Genomic DNA, 18167 nt, shown 5'->3' with positions numbered 1-18167 from the left:
CTGCCATGACCGAGCGAAGCACTTCCGCCCCCGGCACCCTGTCGCGCGGCCTGGCGATCATCGAGTACGTCGCCGCCCATGGCGAAGTCAGCATGCAGCAACTGGCTGACGGCCTCGACCTCAGTCGTAGCGCGACCTACCGAATCGTCGGTCAGCTTCGTGAGCACGGGTTCGTCACCGAGCGAGCCGACGGCACTGGCGTGCGACTCGGTGTCGCCGCGGTCCGGGTCGGCCTGCAGGCTCTTGCACAGACGGACCTGTTCGCCATCGCACCCCCGCAGCTTCGAAGACTCGTCCATGACACCGCGGAGACAGCGTTCCTGGCGGTGATGGACAACGACGAGATGGTGTACGTCTTGCAGGAGATCGGTACGCAGGCGGTGAAGATGAGCTCCAAGCTCGGATCCCGGGCCCCGATCCACTGCACCGGTCTGGGGAAGGCGTACCTGTCCGCGCTCGCCGAGCCGGAGCGACGCGAGATCGTCTCTCGGCTGGAGTTGATCCACTACACGCCGACTACTCTGACCACCCCGCAGGCGTTGCTTGCGGAGGTGGAGCGGAGCCGGCTGCGCGGGTTCGCCATCGACGACAGCGAGCGCGAACCCGACGTGCGCTGTCTCGCCGCACCTGTCGTAGGCCACGACAGGAAGCCGGTGGCAGCGCTCAGCGTCGGCGGGCCAGCTGCCCGAATCCGTGCCCACGAGACGTCGATCGCCGGTCTCGTCCGAAACGCCGCCCGCGAGCTGTCACGTCAGCTCGGCGCACCCGACCTCCAGGAAGAAGCCCGATGAGCCCGCTGTCCGCTCGAATCACCCGAGTCGAACGTTCCAACCTTCGGTCTCGGTACCCACGCACCGTCGGCCGCAACGCCCGCCTGGGCAGTCACGGCGCCGGGCCCGAGAGTCAGATCGTCATCCTGCACACCGATTCCGGTCGCATCGGGTGGGGCCTGGTGGCAGGCACGCTGCCGCCCGAGGAGCAGGTGATCGGGCATGCGGTGGAGGAGTTGTTCGACCCGGCTGTCGGCGTCCTCGACCCGAGGATGCTCGGCCTCGACTTCGCGCTCCATGACCTGGCCGGACACCTGCTGCAACTGCCGGTACATCACATGCTCGGCAGCCGCGGCAAGACGTCGTTGCCGGTGTACGACGGCGCGATCTACTTCGACGACCTCGACCCCGAGGAGTCGCCCGCGGGCATCGCCGCACCGCTGGCGAACTGTGCCGCCGACCATGCGCTCGGCTTCCGGGCGTTCAAGCTCAAGATCGGTCGCGGCAACCGATGGCTGGACCGGGCCGCCGGGGACGCCCGTGACATCGAGGTGACCCGGGCCGTCCGCGCGGCGTACCCACACGCGCGCATCCTGGTCGATGCCAACGACGGTTACGACTGCGACGGCTTCCTGCGCTATCTCAACGCTGTCGCAGACTGCGACATCTACTGGGTGGAAGAACCATTCCTCGACGACCTCGACGACCTCGGGAGACTTCGGAAGGCATTGCAGCAGGCGGGATCGCCGACACTCATCGCCGAGGGCGAGACGAACCCCGACGTCGACCAGCTCCTCGAGTTCGCCAAGGCGGGCGTTGTCGACGTGGTGCTCCTGGACATCGTGTCGTACGGCTTCACCGCCTGGCGGTCCATGATGCCGCGCCTGGAGGACCTCGGGGTCGCTGCATCGCCACACGCCTGGGGTGTCCCTGTCAAGACCTTGTACGCCGCCCAGTTGGCCGCCGGCCTCGGCAACGTGAACACAGTTGAAGGCGTGCCGGGTCAGACCCAGGGGGCTGACACAAGCGGATATCGGCTTGTTGAGGACGGCCAGCTCATCGTGCCCGATCTGCCCGGCTTCGGCATACCCCTCACCGCCTCCTGAAGTTCAGGGCACCCGCCGGCCGGGACGCACCCCAGCCTGGACACGCGTCGAGGCCGGCAGAGCGGGACTCCTCTCCCGACCTGCTGGCCTCGATCGTTGGATCAGGCTCGGCCAGAGGCCTTCTGGCTACGCCGCGAGACCGAGTCGATGACCACCGCGGCCAGCAGGACGACTCCGGTCACCATGTACTGCGCGTAGTCCGTGATACCGACGAGGTTCATACCCGCGGCGATGGACTGGATGACCAGGACACCGAGCAGCGCCGAGAAGGTGCTGCCGCGCCCGCCGAACAGGCTGGTGCCACCGATGACGGCGGCGGCGATCGCATCCATCAGGATGTCCTGCCCGGTACCGGACTTCGTGATGTTCTGGTTGACCGACGCGAAGAACACGCCACCGATCGCGGCCATGGTGCCGCTGATGGCGAACACGCTCATCCGGATCGCTGTCACGTTGATACCGGCGCGCCGCGCCGCCTCGACGTTGCCGCCAACCGCGAACACCTTGCGACCGTACGCCGTGTGCCGCAGCACGAAGTCCAGGCCGACCACGAACACCAGGAAGATCACCGGCGCCAACGGCAGGCCACGGGCCTGGTTGAACACCACGGCGACGGCGAGCAGCACGACGCCGAGCAACACGCTGCGCAGCAGGATCTCCGGCAGGCCACGGGCCGGGATACCCGCTCGCACCCGGCGCTGCCGGCCGTACAGGCCCAACAGCAGGTAGCCCACCGCCACCACGATCGCGAGCGCGTAGCCCCAGATCACTTCCTCGAAGTAGGTGCCGGACAGCCGGTCGATCAGGCCACTGGAGTTGTCCAGGTTGTAGGAACCGGTGGAGCCCAGCACCCAGAGCATGAAGCCCAACCAGCCAAGCAGGCCGGCGAGAGTCACGATGAACGCCGGTACGCCGATCTTGGCGAAGAAGAAGCCGTGCAACAGGCCCATCGCCATGCCCACCACGACGGCCAGCAGCACGGCCTCCCACTCGGGCAGACCCCACTGCACGTTCGCGACGGCGAGGATGGCCGCTGCCACCCCGGACACCGACCCGACGGACAGGTCGATCTCACCGAGCAGCAACACGAACACGATGCCCGTGGCGATCATGCCGGTGGCCACGATGTCGACGCTGATCTGGCTCAGATAGCCCGGAGCGAGGAACCCGGAGTTCATGCTCTGGAAGATCGCCCAGATGACGATCAGGCCGATCACGACGGGGAAGGAGCCCAGTTCGCCGCCGCGGACCCGCCGCCACGTCTCGTGGAGGTAGCCACGAACGCCGCTCTGGGTCACCACCAGCCGTGGGTCGGTCTGCGCCACCGTCGGCGTGGGGGGCGCACCCTTGGCGGTTGTCACTTTGCACTCTCCCTGTCGCTACCGGCCTCGGTCGGCGACTCTTCCGCCTCGTCGGCCGGACGGTGCCGGGACGCCCGCCGGGTCACGGCGTTGTCCGAGGCGCCGGTGATCGCCGAGACGATCTGTTCCTGAGTGGTGTCGCGCGCGTCGAAGATCCCGTTGTTGCGGCCCAGACGCAGAACCGCGATCCGGTCCGCGACAGCACCCACGTCGGCCATGTTGTGGCTGATCAGGATCACGCCCAGGCCACGGTCGCGCAGCCGCTCGACGAGGTCGAGCACCTGCGCGGTCTGCTCGACACCGAGCGCGGCCGTCGGTTCGTCCAGGATCACGATCTTCGGTTCGCCCAGCAGCGAACGGGAAATGGCCACCGTCTGGCGCTGACCACCAGAAAGCGACGCGACCGGAATCCGCACGCTCGGGATCTTGATGGACAGGGTGTCCAGGAGTTCCCGGGCCCGGCGTTCCATCTCGACCTCGTCGAGCAACCCGAACTTGCGGATCTCCCGGCCCAGGAAGAGGTTGCCGACCACGTCGAGGTTGTCGGCCAGGGCGAGGTCCTGATAGACCGTCGCGATTCCCAGTTGCTGCGCGTCGCCGGGTCGAGAGATCGTGACCGCCCGGCCCTGCCACTCGATGACGCCCGAGTCGGCGGTGCTCACCCCGGAGATCGTCTTGACCAACGTGGACTTGCCGGCACCGTTGTCGCCAACCAGGGCCACAACTTCGCCGGCGTACACAGTAAGATCAACTTCGGTGAGTGCTTGCACAGCACCAAACCGTTTGGAGACGCCGCGCAGCGCGAGTATCGGCGTGTCCGTCCGCGCCGGTGCGCTTGTCACCTCAACCATCTCCTGTCCTTCCGCCCGGCCGGTAAGCCAGGCAGCCATACGTCTTCACACGCGTCCCCGGTGCCGCTGGGCGACACCGGGGACGACACGTTCACCAACACGGGATCCGCGACGCCTTCGGCGTCACTTCACGCCCGCTGCCGTGCAGGCGGCGGCGTACGTGGCGGTGCAGATTTCCGAGACCTTCCAGTAGCCGTCGTCGACCACCGTGCTCTGGATGTTTTCCTTGGTGACCGTCTGCGCGGACACGATCTTCGCCGGAACGGTGACTGTGCCGTTGTTCACGGTGGCGCTTCCGCCGGTCCACTTCTTGCCCTGCGCGGCGGCGACCGCCATCTCCGCGGCGGCCTGGGCCTGCGGCTTGATGGACTTGTAGATCGTCGCGTACTGCTCGCCCTTGAGGATCCGCTGGATGCCGGCGAGTTCGGAGTCCTGTCCGGTCACCGGGGGAAGCGGGGTGACGTTGGCGGACTTCAGCGCGGCGATCGCGCCACCTGCCATACCGTCATTGGCGGCGTAGACACCGAGCACATTCTTGGCGCCGATCTTGCTGATGGCACCGCCGACCTCCTGGCGGGCGCCGTCAGGGCTCCAGTCAGTGGTGTCGTACTCCGCACCGACGTTGACCTTGCCGTCGAGGACCTTGTGCATGCCCTTCTTGAAGTCGGGCGCGTTCGGGTCGTCCGGTGAGCCGTTGACGAGGATGACCTTGCCCCGCTTGGGGTTGCCACCCTTCGAGATCGCCGTCAAGAACGCCTGGCCCTGGAGCTCGCCGATCTTCTCGTTGTCGAAGGAGGAGTAGCCGGCAATCGGCCCGGTGGCCAGGCGGTCATAGGCGATCACGGGCACGCCCTGCTGCTTGGCCTTCTTGACCGAGCTCTGGATCGACTTGTAGTTGACCGAGTCGACAATGATCACCTTGACACCGGCGGCGAGGACCGAGTCGACCTGCTGACGCTGAGTGTTGGCGTTCTGGTTGGCGTTGCGGTATTCAACCGTGCACTTTGGGCAAGCCTTGGCGATGTCCGCTTCCAGGTACGGCCGGTCGAACTTCTCGTAACGCGCTGTCTTCGACTCTGGCAGCAGGACGCCGACCTTGAAGCCGTCGTTGACACTGACATTGTCAGAGCCGTTCCCACTCGCCTGATTCGCCTTGCCGCAGGCCGACGCACACAGCGTCAGCGCGACCGCGGCAACTGCGAGGCCGCGGCGCACATAGGTCCTCACGTGTTGCAACCCTCCTGGACACAGGCCGCGCCCTCGCGGCCAGGGTGACGACAGTCAACCTTGCCGACCCGTTGTCGTCAACTAATGAAGGATTGATCACAAAAATATCCGGCAAGTGTTCAGAAGTTGAAAGAAGGTTGGGCGGAGCGCCCAGACCGCACCGCTCAGGCGGGAACGACCGCGTGCTCACCGGCGCTTTCACTCATCGCGAGGGCGAGCGCACCGAGCACCTCGGCCCGGTCGCCCAGCGTTCCGGTCACGACTCGGAGTTGTCGTGCCGCGCTGGGTATCGCGTAGCGGGCCACCGCTTCGTAGAGCGGCGTCACCAGCAGGTCACCGGCTGGAGCCAGGTCGCCGCCGATGATCAGGCAGCGCGGATTGAGCAGGTTGCACAGGCTGGCTACGCCGATGCCGACGTGCCGGCCGATGTCGGACAGTACCCGACGGCAGCCTGGATCGCCCTGACGGGCCAGGGCCACGGCGTCGGCCACCGTGAGGTCGGCGCCGTGGGTGTCACGCAGCAGACTCAGAAGGTAACCGGCGTTGGCGTGGCTCTCGAGGCAGCCGCGGTTGCCACAGCGACACACCGGACCGGCCTCGTCCAGGGTGATGTGCCCGATCTCCCCGGCGGAGCCGCCGGCACCCCGATAGATCTGGCCACCCAGAACAAGGCCGGCGCCGATCCCGTTGGACACCTTGAGATAGACCAGATCGTTCTGGCCCTGCCCAGCGCCGAAGGCCAGCTCGCCGAGCGCGCCGAGGTTGGCGTCGTTGTCGGCGTACACGGGAAGACAGAGTCGTTCGACCAGCGCCTGCTGCGGCCGGACACCGGCCCACCCGGGCAGCAGCACACTGGAGCCGATCTGGCCGGTGTCCACGTCGAACGGACCGGGCACACCGAGCCCCACTCCCAACACCTGCGAGCGCTGCACGCCGGCGACGCACAGGAGGTCCTCGATCATCTGCTCGGCACGGTTGAGGGAGTCCGCGGCGGAGGCGTCGACATCCAACGGCACCGCGTCCTCGGCGAGCACCCGTCGGGACAGGTCGCCGACGGCGACCCGGAGATGGGAGTGGCCGTAGTCCACACCGACGACGGTGCCCGCCGTCTCGCTCAGGGTCACCTGCCGCACCCGTCGGCCACCGGCCAGGCCGGGCCGGACCTGGACGGATCCGGCCGCGGCAAGCTCCTGCACGATGTTGGACACGGTGGCCGCGGACAGGCCGGTGCGTCGCGCGATCTCGGCCTGACTGAGTGCGCCCGCGGAGCGGACCGCGCCCAGGAGTCGCGCCACGTTGGCCCGGTGCAGGGACGACTGCGAGCCCGGTGGGTGAGGTCGCGAGCCGCCGGCACCCATCAAGATCCCCCAACCCGCCATGCGCGGCACATCGGACGCACGTCGGGACACGAGCTTCGTGGCGTCCGTGCTGACTACATGTCTTGAAGACATTGGTTACATGTCTTGAAGACAATAGCGCCCCGAACTGACGCATACCAGTCAAGGGTCGATCACGGATCGCAGCCGGGACCCTGGCATCACGCTGGTCCGGACGAACGGCTCTCCCCGCCGCCGCGAGACCGTCAGGAAATCAGACCAGCTCACCCACCGGCCCGCTCCGCGGCCTCCTTCGTGACACCTTCGATCAGGCCCTGGATGTATCCGTTCGCGAAGGCACGTCCGCGGTGCCCCCAGGCAGTGTCACCGTGGGTGTGAGGGACGTGGTCGTCGATGAGGAACCCGTCGAAGCCGACCTCGTGGTAGATGCGCATGGCCTTGTGCATGTCGACGTAGCCGGTGTTGACGAACTCCTCGTGGAAGGTCGGTACCGGCCCGGAGACGTTTCGGAAGTGGACGTAGAGGATCTTCTCGCGCGAGCCGAAGTACCGAATCATCTCGTAGATGTCGTCGGTCATCTCCGAGAAGGTGCCCTGGCAGAACTCGATGGCGTTCGACGGGCTCGGGTAGATCTCGATCAGTCGCTTGTAGGCCTCGAAACTGCGCAGGAGTTGCGGAACCCCGCCGAGCTCGGGAACCGGCGGGTCGCACGGGTGGATCCCCAGCCGGATTCCCTCCTCCTCCGCTACGGGTGTGATGACCCTGATCCAGTCCTCGAGGTTCTCCCACATCTCTTCTTCGGAGTACTCCCGGCCGTGCGTGAGAGGCATCGACTTCGAGAAGTCGTAGTCGAATGCGGTGGCGAGTGCCGCCCCGCGAATCGCCTTGGGCGGTGTTCGCCACACGTGGGAGGGCATCCAGTTGTATCCGAAGATGGGTATGCCTGCTCGAGCGATGTTGCGAACCGTCGCGATCATGTTCTCGATCTGCTGGTCGCGCCGTGGCCCGCCGAGCATGATCTGGTCGTAGAAGTGGGTCGGCACGTTCTCCAGCGCCGACAGGCTCAAGCCCCACTGCTCGACCGTGAGGCGAAGCTTCACCAGGTCAGACAGCTCCCACCGTCCGTTGACACCCGGCAGGTTCGGGGTGTTCAACAGCACGTCCGTCGCCCCGAACTGGGCGGCGAACTGCAGGTACTCTGGCGTGGCATCCCTGAACTGTCCGAAACCAGCACGCATCGTTGTCCTCTCGGTTCGACTCGCATGGATAGGTAGCTGTCAGCCCTTGACCGCACCGGTCGAGAGCCCATCGACGACGGACCGCTGGCCCAGGTAGTACAGCACCATGATCGGTACCGAGGCGATGACCGATCCAGCCATGATCTCGCCCCAGCGGTAGACGTCGCCGCTGATGAGATGGCTGATGGCGATCGGCACGGTGTACGCCTCCGGAGACAGGTTCAGCACCAGCGCGTACAGGAACTCGTTCCAACCGCTGGTGAAGGTGATGATGCCGACGGCAACCAGACCCGGCCTCACCAAGGGGATCAGCACCAGGTACAGGGCCTGGATACGCGTGGCCCCGTCCACCCGGGCCTGCTCCTCCAGTTCCGGCGGCAGAGACGAGAAGAACCCCATGAGCAGCCAGGTCGCCAGCGGCGTCGTGAAGCTCAGGTACACGAGCATCAGGCCGTGCAGAGTGTCCGCCTGGCGAAGGTTGGACATGATGATCGCCATGGGGATGAAGAGCAACGCGGACGGAGTGAGGTACGCCAGGATCAGGGCGTTTCTGATCGTGCCGCGGAGTCGATACCTGAGGCACACGAGACTGTAGGCGGCCAGCACACCAACGACCAGTGAGACCACGGTGGCCCCGCCCGCCACGACGAAGCTGTTGAGCAAGCTGCGTGGAAATCCGCTCCGGACGAGTTCGGCGTAATTGGCCAGTGTCGGCTCACTGATCCAGAGTCCGGGGTTCCGGAAGACCTCCCGCTGGGACTTCAGGGAGGTCACGATCATGTAGTAGACCGGGAACAGAATGAATACCGCCAGCGTCGCCAGGCAGGCGTAGCGGACAGACCGTTCGAGTAACGTCGAGCGCCGCACGTCGTACTCTCACCTCGTCTCTCGGAGCTTTCGGCTGACGAACCACACGAAGACGACGAATATCGGCACCAGCGACAGCGAGTCGGCGGCAGCGCGCCCGATCTGCAGGTTCTGTAGGCCGAGGTAGGCATAGACCGGGACGATGGTCGTGGCGTTCGACGGCCCGCCCTGGGTGGTCAGCCACACCGCTTGGAACGCGTTCGTCGTCCAGATCGTCGAGAGTGTCAACACGACGAGAATGGTTGTTCGTATTCCTGGCACCGTGACGTTCCGAAAGCGCTGCCACGCGTTGGCGCCGTCCAGGTGCGCGGCCTCGTAGAGTTCGGCGGGCACCGAGTGCATCGCCGCGACGAACATGATCACCCAGAACGGGAACCCCTGCCAGACGGTAGCGAGTATCACACTCGGCAGGGCCAGCGACGGGTCGCTCAGGAACCCGATCCGGCTGTCACTCAGTCCGGTCGCCAGGAGAAGTGTGTTGAACGCCCCGCCCTGTTCGTCATACAGCAGTTTCCACAGCACGTATGCGACGAACCCCGGCATCGCCCATGGCAGCAGCACGAGGCCACGCCACAGATTCCTTCCTCTGAACTGTTGACTCAGCAGGCTGGCGATACCAAGCCCCAGTACGAGCTTGATGGCCTGAACCGCGCCGACATAGACGACGCTGTTTCGCAGTGCTGTCCTGAAGTCAGGGTCGCCGAGCAACTCCAGGTAGTTCCTGAACCCGATGAAGTGGCCAGGATCAGCGACTGTTCGGCTGGTGAAACTGATCCAGATGGAGAAGAGGAACGGATAGACCACCAGGAGGGCCAGAACGGCGACCGCCGGAGCGACGGTGAAGTAGCCGAGGATGCTGCCGTCCGGCAGTGGCCGACCGCGCCCGCCCGGTCCGCGCGCTGAGCGGAGGGGCCACGGGGATCGGCCGAGACGTCCGCGAGCGTTGACCGCCACCCCGCTCTGCGAGGAACCCGTTGTCGAAGGCATGGACAGTCTCCTTGCGCTGCTGGGCACCTACGCCCGCGGACTACTTCCCTGCCCTCTGGTAGATCTGTTGACAATCAGCCTGGGCTCGCCTCACGGACGCGTCGACGCTCTGGTTGTTCACCACGACACGCTGCACCATCTTCGCCGCCTGGAAGGTCGAGGAGTAGTTCGAGTAGGCGACGTTGTTCACATCCGGATAGGACGCTGTGGTTCCCACCTGCGACAGCTGTTTCAGGCCAGCAAGGACAGGACTTGAAGCTTCGTTGAAGAGGGAGAACTTCGCATAGTCGCCGAGCACCGGCCCGTAGATGGCGTGCTTGTAGTACTCCTCCATGTTGTCCGGCCTGGAGAGATACTTGATCAGGTCCTCGGCGAGCGCCTTGTTCTTGCTGCTGGAGGGTATGACGCGACTCCACAGCGAGGCGGGAGACACCTGCATCCTGGGTCCGGCCGGCAGGGGCGAATAGCGGGTGCCCTCGTTGAGTTCGGGGTCGTTGTCCGCCATGTAGACCTGCACGCTGCCCGGGTTGGCCATGAAGAGTGTCTGCCCGGACTGGTACGCCTCGTTGTCGCCAGCCCCGTCCCAGGTCGTCGAGTCCTTGGGGAAGAGCCCGGCATCCCAGGCCCTCTTGAGGAGGGTCACTGCCTCCCGCGTCTGCGGTGTGTCCAGCGTGCAGGCCGTGCCCGAGTCGTTGGCGATACGTGCGCCGTAGTCATGCAACACGGCCTCGACGAAGCTCTCCGCGTCACCCACGTTGGAGAGTGCGAATCCCATGCCGTTCGTCTTCGGAGGATCCTGCGCCTTGATGCTCGCGCCGACCACGTCCTCCCACGTCTTGGGGTCGTCTGGGTAGCCGGCCTTGCCGAGGACGTCGTGTCGGCGAAAGAGGATGTTCCCTGACACGCCGTAGGGTACGCCGAAACCGTAAGCGGGATAGGTCTTGGCGGTGCCGACGGCCGGAAGCCACCCGCCGTACTGCTTGCCCAGCTGGTCGTAGAGGCTGGTCAGGTCGACGAGGTTGTGTTCGCTGTTGAGCTGAATCATCAGCCCACTCGACATGTCGAGTGCGTCCGGCATCGTCTTTGCCTGCATCGCGGCAGATACCTGGGTGACCAGGTCGTTCTGGTTGACCGGCACCGGCTTGACGGGGACTCCTCGCATCTTTCCCCACTCCCTGATCTGCGCTGCCAACGCCTCGTTTGCGGCGTCTGAAAAGATCAGGCCGTACCAGTAGGTGAACTCGCTCCCCTGTAACTTCGGAGATCCGTCGTTCTTTGTCGAGCTTGACTGCGAGTAAGGCGAACTGCCGGAGCATCCAACGGCAGCGATCAAACTCAAACCACACAGTGCGGCTGCAGCGAATCGGGCGAATCTCATGGTCCGCCTGGTCGGCATGACACCCACTCTCGAATGCGCACTGCCCGCGGAAACGCGGAGCGATTTTCAGCGGGTTGAAGGATGGAAGCATGCATGCACGAGACGCCGGTTAAGTTAGCTACGGTACGCAGCCGTGTCAATGGTGTTTGTAACTATTCGGCCAGCGGCCGTTCACGACCCGGCGCGGGTGGTCCGGAGATGGAGGTCCTCCGCGGTTTCCAGCATCTGACCGCGATCACGGCCCTGCGGTTGCTCTGTGAAGGTGACGTTGCCGACGATGACGTCTTCCATTCGGCCAGTGCTTGTCCCACGAGTACCCGGCCGCCACTGACGCCAACTGGAAGAGCCTCGGCCCTGCGAGCCGTGTCGACGATGTCGCCCACCGGCGTTGGTTCCAGCGCCGGCAACCCGCCTCACAGTAAGGTCGCGTACGTGCGGCGGCGAGCGGTGGTCCTGGCTGCGGTCACGGCCCTGGTGGCCGCGGTCTGCGAACGCGACGCCGAGTCCGTGCTGCGCCGAGGCTCGGACTCTGGCATCGGCGATGCGCCCCTCGATGGGCGCATCGCACTGATACCGGAGCCCCAGCGCCAGCGGTCCGTGAGCATGAACGGCGACACCCTCGATGGCGCCGAACTGAGCCTTTCGGACTACCGCGGCCGCGCGCTGGTGGTGAACTTCTGGGCTTCCTGGTGCCTGCCATGCCGCAAGGAGACTCCCGAGCTCGTGGCCTCGGCGAAGGCCCTGGCGGCGCGCGACGTCGAACTGATCGGTGTGGTCAGCAAAGACCACGGGAAGCCGCAGGCCCAGGCCTTCACCCGGCGATTCGAGCTGCCGTATCCCAGTCTCTGGGACCCCGATGGATCGATGATGCTGGGGATACGGCCACGCCCGATCGGCCTGCCCACGACGCTGGTTCTGGATCGGCAGCACCGGGTCGCGGCGATGGTGTCGGCACCCATCACCAGGACCACGCTGCTCGATCTCGTCACCGATGCTGTTCCTGTCCTGGTGACACCGGCCTGATGGCGGGGTGCGAAGCGGTCCCTAGGCCGCACGGGAATCGGTGAACGGGGCCGCCGCCGGCCCTGCCGCCGCCGAGGCGCGACCCCGGCCGGGCAGGAATGCCACGAGTCCCAGAGCCACGAGGGCAGCGCCGGAACCGATCGCCAGGACCACCTGGAAACCCTGGTGGGACGGGAGGGTGGCGGAGCCGAGCGTGATGGTCAGCTGTGCGAGGACGACACCCGACACGGCGCTGGACATCGACGTACCGATGGACCGCATCAGAGTGTTGAGACCGTTGGCCGCGGCGGTCTCCGACACGGGCACGGCGGCCATGATGAGCGCGGGCATGGCGCCGTAGGCGAGGCCGATGCCGGCGCCGATCACGCAGGAGACCAGGACGAGCTGCCAGATGGTCGACATCAGTACGACGCCCAGGCCGTAACCGGCGGCGACCACGAACGCGCCGAGCATCAGGGTCACCTTCGGCCCTCTCGCGTTCGACAGACGTGCGGACAGCGGTGCCGTCGCCATCATCACCAGCCCGGTCGGAGCCATCACCAGACCGGCGGCGAGCATGCTCTGCCCGAGGCCGTAACCAGTCGCCCTGGGCAGCTGCAGCAGCTGCGGAAGCACCAGCGACATCGCGAACATCGAGAAGCCGAACACGGCGGACGCGATGTTGGTGAAGAGGACCTGGCGGCGTGCGGTGGCACGCAGGTCGACCAGCGGTTCCGCGGTGCGTAGCTCCTGCCATCCCCATGCCAGCAACACCAGGACGGCGGCGGCGAACAACCCGAGGGTGAGCGAACTCGTCCATCCCCAGTCGCCGCCCTTGGAGATCGCCAGCAGCAGGCACACCAGCCCCGCGGACAACCCCGCCGCTCCCACCAGGTCGAAGCGTCCGCCGCTGCGACGGGCCGACTCCGGAACGAGGGTCACCACGAACACGGTGACGACGGCGCCGAGGACGGCCGACGTCCAGAACAGCACGTGCCAGTTGGTGCGTTCGGCCAGGAACGCGGCCGCGGGCAGGCCGAGCGCGCCGCCCACCCCCAGGGAAGCGCTCATCAGCGCGGTCGCCGAAGCGAGTCGCTCGGCCGGGAGTTCGTCGCGCATGATGCTGATCCCCAACGCGATGACCCCGGCCGCCATGCCCTGCAGGGTTCGACCGACGACCAACGGCGCCAGGGCGTCGCTGAGAGCGCAGACGACCGATCCCGCCACGAGCAGAACCAGGCTCACCACGAGCATCCGCCGCTTGCCGTACATGTCTCCGAGCCGACCGACCACCGGTGTCGCGACGGCGCCGGCGAGCAGGGTCGCGGTGATCGCCCAGGTCGTGTCGGACGCCGAGGCGCCCAGCAGGGTGGGCAGCTCGGGAATCAGCGGGATCACCAGGGTCTGCATCAGCGAGACCACGACGCCGGCGAGCGCCAGCACCACCACGACGGTGTGCGGCCGCGGCACGTCGGGCGTGCGCGCCGGTCCGTCCGGGACATCGAGGACATGAGGGACATTGGGCACGGTCAGGTCTCCGTCTTGGCGGGGAGGTGATGCGGCCGACCAGAATTTAAATCAGTCGCTTGACTTAACGTACCAGTCGACGTTCACTGGTTGTCGACGAACGGGTGGTGCCGAGGAGGTCACTATGGGTCGTGCCGGTGACGAGCGGATGTCTGACGAGCAGGTGCTGAACTACCCGCTCTCCCGTCAGGTGGCGCTCGAGCCCCCCGCGGAGTGGGCGCGCCTGCGAGAGCAGTGCCCGGTCGCGCGGGTGAAGTTGCCCAGCGGGGACGAAGCCTCGCTGCTCACGCGCTACGCCGATGTACGGCAGGTGCTGGCCGACCCGCGGTTCGGTCGGGGGACCGGAGCCCCTGACGCCGCGCGTCTGTCCGAGTCGGGTGGGGTCTTCGACAACTCCATGGCGACGGCACTGCCCCAGATCGGTGAGGCACACCAGCGGTGGCGGCGGATGATCAGCAAGTGGTTCACGGTCAAACGCATGGCCGCCATGCGCCCGGCGATCGAGGCGATGGCCGAGCGACTCGTCGATGAGATGGTCGAACGCGGACAGCCCGCGGATCTGCGGGCAAGCCTGGGTTTCCCCCTGCCCGTGTGGGTGATCTGCGACATGCTCGGGGTTCCGGACCGCGACCGGGACAGGTTTGCCTACTGGTCGGACACGCTGCTCAACCTGACCCGCTACACGCGGGCCGAGGTGGAGGCGTCCCAGACCGAGTTCGCGACGTACATGCAGGCCCACATCACCGCCAAGCGTGCGGAGCCCGGTGAGGACCTGCTCAGCGAACTCATCACCGCCACCGACACCGACGGCGACCCGATGCCCGACGCGGTCCTGCGAGCCACCGGTCAGGGCCTGCTTGTCGCCGGGCACGAGACCACCGCCAACATGATCGGCAAGATGGCGGCGATGTTGCTGGTGGACCGCCGACGCTGGGAGCAACTGCTGGCCGACCGGTCGCTCGTCCGATCCGCGGTGGAAGAGGTACTGCGCTACGACGCCAACCTCGGTTTCGGCATGGCGCGGTATCTCACGGAGGAGATCGAGGTGGCCGGCACACCACTCCCCCGCGGCACCACCGTGGTGTGCGACATGGCGGCGGCCAACCGCGACGAGACCGCCTTCGACCACGCGGGCGAGATGGACCTCACCCGCAGCCCCAACCCGCATCTGGCCTTCGGCGCCGGCCCGCACTCGTGTCTTGGCCAGGCACTCGCCCGCACCGAACTCCAGGCGGTCCTCGAGGTACTGCTACGACGCGTCCCCTCCCTGAGGCTCGCCGTCGCGGGCGAGGACCTGCGACGCGTCGAGGGACTCCTCGTCACCGGCCTTCAGGAAGTTCCGGTGGGATGGTGACCATGTCCGTACGTGCCAAGCGGGTCAGCGCGACCCGGGAGCAGATCCTCGTCGCCGCGGAGCGGTTGTTCGCCGAACACGGGTTGACCGTGTCCAATCGCCAGATCAGCGAGGCGGCGGGCCAGGGCAACAACTTCGCCGTCGGCTACCACTTCGGTACCAAGACCGATCTGGTGCGCGCGATCATGCACAGCCACCAGGAGCAGATCGAGCGACATCGACTGCGGATGCTCGGCCAGGTCGCCGAGTCCACCGATCTCCGGGTCTGGGCCTCGTGCCTGGTGCGGCCCTACACCGAACACCTAGCCGCGCTGGGCAGCCCGTCCTGGTTCGCCCGCTTCGCCGCGCAGGTGGCGACCGACCCCATGCTCCGGGCGATCATGATCGACGAGGCGCTCCTACGACCGTCGCTGCTGCGGGTCATCGAGGGTTTGCACGCGTGCCTGCCCGCGTTGCCGGAAGAAGTACGACGCGAGCGCAGTGACATGGCCCGCCTGCTCATCGAGCACGTGTGCGCCGAACGCGAGCGGGCGCTGGCAGAGGGCACCGGCACTCCCCGAGCGACGTGGGACGACACCGCGACCGGACTGATCGACGCGCTGGTCGGCCAGTGGCTGGCGCCGGTGACGAACGCACCGGTGATGAACGCGTGAGTGCTGAGTCCAGCGTCCTCGTCGTCGGAGCTTCGGCCGCCGGACTCGGCGTGGCCGAGGCCCTGCGCCGCAAGGGACACCGGGGCGCGGTGACCGTGCTGGGCGCGGAGCCGCACCAGCCCTACGACCGGCCGCCGCTGTCCAAGCAGATCCTCGCCGGCGACTGGACGCCCGAGCGGGCCTGGTTGCGGCCGCCGGCGGCGTTGGCCGCTCTCGACGTCGATTTCGTCCTGGGTGACCGGGCACTCGCCCTGGATCCAAAGAGTCGCTCTGTCCACACCGAGTCAGGACGTACGTTGTGCGCCGACTCGATCGTGGTGGCCACGGGGCTCGCGCCCCGAACGCTCCCAGGCCAGGAGAACCTGGCCGGCGTCCACGTGTTGCGGACGTTCGACGACGCGCTGGCACTGCGGTCGGCGTTGCCCACCTGCTCGCGGCTGGTGGTCGTCGGAGAAGGCGTGCTGGCCGCCGAGATCGCCGCCACCGCTCGAAAGCTGGGTGTCACGGTCGCCATGACCGGTCCGCAGCCCGCACCGTTGGCCGCTCAGCTGGGCCCGCTGGCCGCGGGGCTGCTCGCGGAACTGCACGCCGAGCGTGGCGTCAGCCTGCGCCTTGGTACCGCGGCGTCCGGGTTGGCTGGTGGGGATGGCCGGGTCACCGGCGTACGGCTGGCCACCGGTGAGGTGCTGCCGGCCGACCTGGTCGTGGTCGCGGTCGGCGCCGCGCCGGTGACCGACTGGCTCGCGGGTAGCGGGTTATGCCTCGACAACGGCGTCGTCTGCGACTCACGTTGCCAAGCGGCGCGAGGGATCTACGCCGCCGGCGACGTCGCCCGCTGGCACCACGAAGGGCTCGACGACCTGGTGCGGCTGGAGAACCGAACCAACGCGACGGAGCAGGCCGTCGCGGTGGCCGCCAACATTCTCGGCGCGGACCTGCCGTACAAGCCCGTGCCGTACCTGTGGACCGACCAGTACGACACCAGGATCCAGGTGTTCGGGACACCCAGACCCGAGGACGACGTCACCGTCGTGGACGGCGCGGTGGGAGACCGTCGCTTCGTCGCGCTGTGTCGCCGCGACGGCGCCGTCACCGGTGTCCTCGGCTGGAACATGCCGAAACAGACCCGCCTGCGCCGACAGGAACTCCTCGTTCCGGCGCCTCGCACGAGCGGGATGGCGGTTCTCTGAGCGGAAGGAGAGCAATGACCAGCACGATCAACAGCGCCCACGAGAGCAAGGCCGACCTTCCGGCCTACCCGGCGGCGCGGGCGGCGGGCTGTCCGTTCGACCCGCCGCCCACGCTGTACGACCTGCAGAAGCAGGGACCGCTCGCCAAGGTGCGGCTCATGGACGGCAGCACCCCCTGGATCGTGACCCGGTACGCCGAACAGCGCGCGGTCCTGGCCGACCCGCGGGTCAGCTCCGACGTCACCCGCCCCGGCTTCCCCATGGAAGCTCAGGTCATGGGACGCTCCGGATCCGGCGAGTCCGCCGCGCCTGCACCCAGCGACGCCGAGCATGGTCCCTCCGGCCTCAGTTTCATCCTGATGGACGACCCCGAACACGCCCGGCTGCGCCGGATGGTGACCGCGCCGTTCGCCATCAAGCGGATCGAGGCGATCCGGCCGGCGGTGCAGGTCATCGTCGACGACCTGATCGACACCATGCTGGCCGGGCCCAAGCCGACCGACCTGGTTGAGGCGTTCGCGCTTCCCCTGCCGTCGTTGGTGATCTGCCGCCTGCTCGGTGTGCCCTACGCCGACCATGACTTCTTCCAGGAGAACAGCCGGACCATCATCAGGCGCAGCGCCACGCGCGCGGAGCGCGGTGCCGCCCTCAAGCGGCTGCTCGACTATCTCGACAACCTGGTGGGTGAGAAGCTGGACAACCCTGCCGACGACCTCCTGTCCGGGTTGACCGAGCGGATCAGGACCGGGGAACTCACCCCGCAGGGCGCCGCCCAGATGGGCGTCCTGCTGCTGATCGCCGGGCATGAGACCACGGCCAACATGATCGCGCTCGGCACCCTTGCCCTGCTGGAACACCCGGACCAACTGGCCATCCTGCGGGACAGCGACGATCCGAAGGTCATCGCCGGGGCGGTCGAGGAACTCCTGCGGTACCTCCACATCACGCACAACGGGCGACGCCGCGTCGCGCTGGAGGACATCGAGGTCGCCGGCCAGACCATTCGTGCCGGCGAGGGCATCATCGTGGCCAACGACATCGGCAACCGAGACCCGGAGGCGTTCCCCGGCGATCCCGACCAACTCGATCTCCACCGCGACGCCCGGCACCATGTCGCGTTCGGCTTCGGCGTCCACCAGTGCCTTGGCCAGCCGCTCGCCCGGATGGAACTCCAGGTCGTCTACCGCACGCTGTACAAGCGCGTTCCGACGCTGCGGCTGGCGACTGATCTGGAGAAGATCCCCTTCAAACACGACGGTTCGGTCTACGGCGTGTACGAACTGCCCATCACCTGGTGAATTTCCGGTCGCTCGAGACCG

At 67.0% G+C, this 18167-nt stretch carries 16 protein-coding genes; 7 read left to right on the top strand and 9 right to left on the bottom strand.

What is annotated here, in order from left to right; all coding sequences use genetic code 11:
- Nucleotides 1-5 precede the first annotated feature (5 nt).
- Together HEB94_RS28920 and HEB94_RS28915 are read left to right on the top strand one after the other, a co-directional pair.
- Entirely contained in the window at nt 6-791 is a 786-nt protein-coding gene (locus tag HEB94_RS28920) for an IclR family transcriptional regulator (protein ID WP_192752805.1), read from the top strand.
- Nucleotides 788-1876 (top strand): mandelate racemase/muconate lactonizing enzyme family protein, encoded by a 1089-nt coding sequence (locus HEB94_RS28915; RefSeq protein WP_192752804.1) that lies wholly within the window; start codon nt 788-790, stop codon nt 1874-1876. The genes HEB94_RS28920 and HEB94_RS28915 overlap by 4 nt, the downstream gene beginning before the upstream one ends.
- A gap of 101 nt (nt 1877-1977) precedes the next feature.
- Here the strand turns inward: HEB94_RS28915 and HEB94_RS28910 are convergent, their stop codons facing one another.
- The 8 genes from HEB94_RS28910 to HEB94_RS28875 all read right to left on the bottom strand — a co-directional run bounded on the left by HEB94_RS28910 (nt 1978) and on the right by HEB94_RS28875 (nt 11122).
- On the bottom strand, nt 1978-3237 hold the full coding sequence (locus tag HEB94_RS28910) for an ABC transporter permease subunit (protein ID WP_192752803.1): 1260 nt from the start codon (nt 3235-3237) through the stop codon (nt 1978-1980).
- Nucleotides 3234-4088 (bottom strand): ATP-binding cassette domain-containing protein, encoded by an 855-nt coding sequence (locus HEB94_RS28905; RefSeq protein ID WP_192752802.1) that lies wholly within the window; start codon nt 4086-4088, stop codon nt 3234-3236. The genes HEB94_RS28910 and HEB94_RS28905 overlap by 4 nt, the downstream gene beginning before the upstream one ends.
- Nucleotides 4089-4211: 123 nt before the next feature.
- The gene (locus tag HEB94_RS28900; protein ID WP_192752801.1) at nt 4212-5315 is read right to left on the bottom strand and encodes a substrate-binding domain-containing protein; all 1104 of its coding nucleotides are present in this window, start codon (nt 5313-5315) and stop codon (nt 4212-4214) included.
- Between the two features lie 164 nt (nt 5316-5479).
- Nucleotides 5480-6610, bottom strand: coding sequence for an ROK family protein (locus tag HEB94_RS28895; protein WP_202896611.1), 1131 nt, complete (start codon nt 6608-6610; stop codon nt 5480-5482).
- Nucleotides 6611-6915: 305 nt separating this feature from the next.
- Nucleotides 6916-7890: a mannonate dehydratase gene (locus tag HEB94_RS28890; RefSeq protein WP_192752800.1), complete on the bottom strand. Its 975-nt coding sequence runs from the start codon at nt 7888-7890 to the stop codon at nt 6916-6918.
- A gap of 39 nt (nt 7891-7929) precedes the next feature.
- Nucleotides 7930-8757, bottom strand: a complete 828-nt coding sequence (locus HEB94_RS28885; protein ID WP_192752799.1) for an ABC transporter permease subunit — start codon at nt 8755-8757, stop codon at nt 7930-7932.
- A gap of 9 nt (nt 8758-8766) precedes the next feature.
- On the bottom strand, nt 8767-9744 hold the full coding sequence (locus HEB94_RS28880; RefSeq protein ID WP_192752798.1) for a carbohydrate ABC transporter permease: 978 nt from the start codon (nt 9742-9744) through the stop codon (nt 8767-8769).
- 40 nt (nt 9745-9784) lie between these two features.
- A complete protein-coding gene (locus HEB94_RS28875; RefSeq protein WP_273376645.1) occupies nt 9785-11122 on the bottom strand; it encodes an ABC transporter substrate-binding protein in 1338 nt (445 codons plus the stop codon).
- 372 nt (nt 11123-11494) lie between these two features.
- Between HEB94_RS28875 and HEB94_RS28870 the strand changes: the two genes are divergently transcribed.
- Nucleotides 11495-12145: a TlpA disulfide reductase family protein gene (locus tag HEB94_RS28870; protein WP_238362670.1), complete on the top strand. Its 651-nt coding sequence runs from the start codon at nt 11495-11497 to the stop codon at nt 12143-12145.
- 21 nt (nt 12146-12166) lie between these two features.
- On the opposite strand, the gene HEB94_RS28865 is transcribed toward HEB94_RS28870, so the two are convergent.
- Nucleotides 12167-13651 carry an MFS transporter gene (locus tag HEB94_RS28865; protein WP_337918036.1) on the bottom strand — a complete coding sequence of 495 codons (1485 nt, stop codon included), beginning with the start codon at nt 13649-13651 and terminating at the stop codon, nt 12167-12169.
- A gap of 124 nt (nt 13652-13775) precedes the next feature.
- Between HEB94_RS28865 and HEB94_RS28860 the strand changes: the two genes are divergently transcribed.
- The 4 genes from HEB94_RS28860 to HEB94_RS28845 are packed head-to-tail and all read left to right on the top strand — an operon-like array spanning nt 13776 to nt 18146.
- Entirely contained in the window at nt 13776-15005 is a 1230-nt protein-coding gene (locus tag HEB94_RS28860) for a cytochrome P450 (protein ID WP_238361661.1), read from the top strand.
- A gap of 2 nt (nt 15006-15007) precedes the next feature.
- Nucleotides 15008-15658, top strand: coding sequence for a TetR/AcrR family transcriptional regulator (locus HEB94_RS28855; RefSeq protein ID WP_238361660.1), 651 nt, complete (start codon nt 15008-15010; stop codon nt 15656-15658).
- On the top strand, nt 15655-16848 hold the full coding sequence (locus tag HEB94_RS28850) for an FAD-dependent oxidoreductase (protein ID WP_192752794.1): 1194 nt from the start codon (nt 15655-15657) through the stop codon (nt 16846-16848). The genes HEB94_RS28855 and HEB94_RS28850 overlap by 4 nt, the downstream gene beginning before the upstream one ends.
- Before the next feature lie 14 nt (nt 16849-16862).
- Nucleotides 16863-18146, top strand: a complete 1284-nt coding sequence (locus HEB94_RS28845) for a cytochrome P450 (protein WP_192752793.1) — start codon at nt 16863-16865, stop codon at nt 18144-18146.
- Nucleotides 18147-18167 lie beyond the last annotated feature (21 nt).

The sequence above is a fragment of the Actinopolymorpha pittospori genome (genome assembly GCF_014873875.1).
GTDB classification, from domain to species: domain Bacteria; phylum Actinomycetota; class Actinomycetes; order Propionibacteriales; family Actinopolymorphaceae; genus Actinopolymorpha; species Actinopolymorpha pittospori.
This window is presented reverse-complemented; position numbering and strand designations above follow the sequence as displayed.

Bases quoted from the DNA above. Each gene is read 5' to 3' on its own strand.
- HEB94_RS28920 (WP_192752805.1), top strand. From the start codon at position 6: ATGACCGAGCGAAGCACTTCCGCCCCCGGCACCCTGTCGCGCGGCCTG.
- HEB94_RS28915 (WP_192752804.1), top strand. From the start codon at position 788: ATGAGCCCGCTGTCCGCTCGAATCACCCGAGTCGAACGTTCCAACCTT.
- HEB94_RS28905 (WP_192752802.1), bottom strand. From the start codon at position 4,088: ATGGTTGAGGTGACAAGCGCACCGGCGCGGACGGACACGCCGATACTC.
- HEB94_RS28890 (WP_192752800.1), bottom strand. From the start codon at position 7,890: ATGCGTGCTGGTTTCGGACAGTTCAGGGATGCCACGCCAGAGTACCTG.
- HEB94_RS28880 (WP_192752798.1), bottom strand. From the start codon at position 9,744: ATGCCTTCGACAACGGGTTCCTCGCAGAGCGGGGTGGCGGTCAACGCT.
- HEB94_RS28875 (WP_273376645.1), bottom strand. From the start codon at position 11,122: ATGAGATTCGCCCGATTCGCTGCAGCCGCACTGTGTGGTTTGAGTTTG.
- HEB94_RS28870 (WP_238362670.1), top strand. From the start codon at position 11,495: ATGTCGCCCACCGGCGTTGGTTCCAGCGCCGGCAACCCGCCTCACAGT.
- HEB94_RS28860 (WP_238361661.1), top strand. From the start codon at position 13,776: ATGGGTCGTGCCGGTGACGAGCGGATGTCTGACGAGCAGGTGCTGAAC.
- HEB94_RS28855 (WP_238361660.1), top strand. From the start codon at position 15,008: ATGTCCGTACGTGCCAAGCGGGTCAGCGCGACCCGGGAGCAGATCCTC.
- HEB94_RS28845 (WP_192752793.1), top strand. From the start codon at position 16,863: ATGACCAGCACGATCAACAGCGCCCACGAGAGCAAGGCCGACCTTCCG.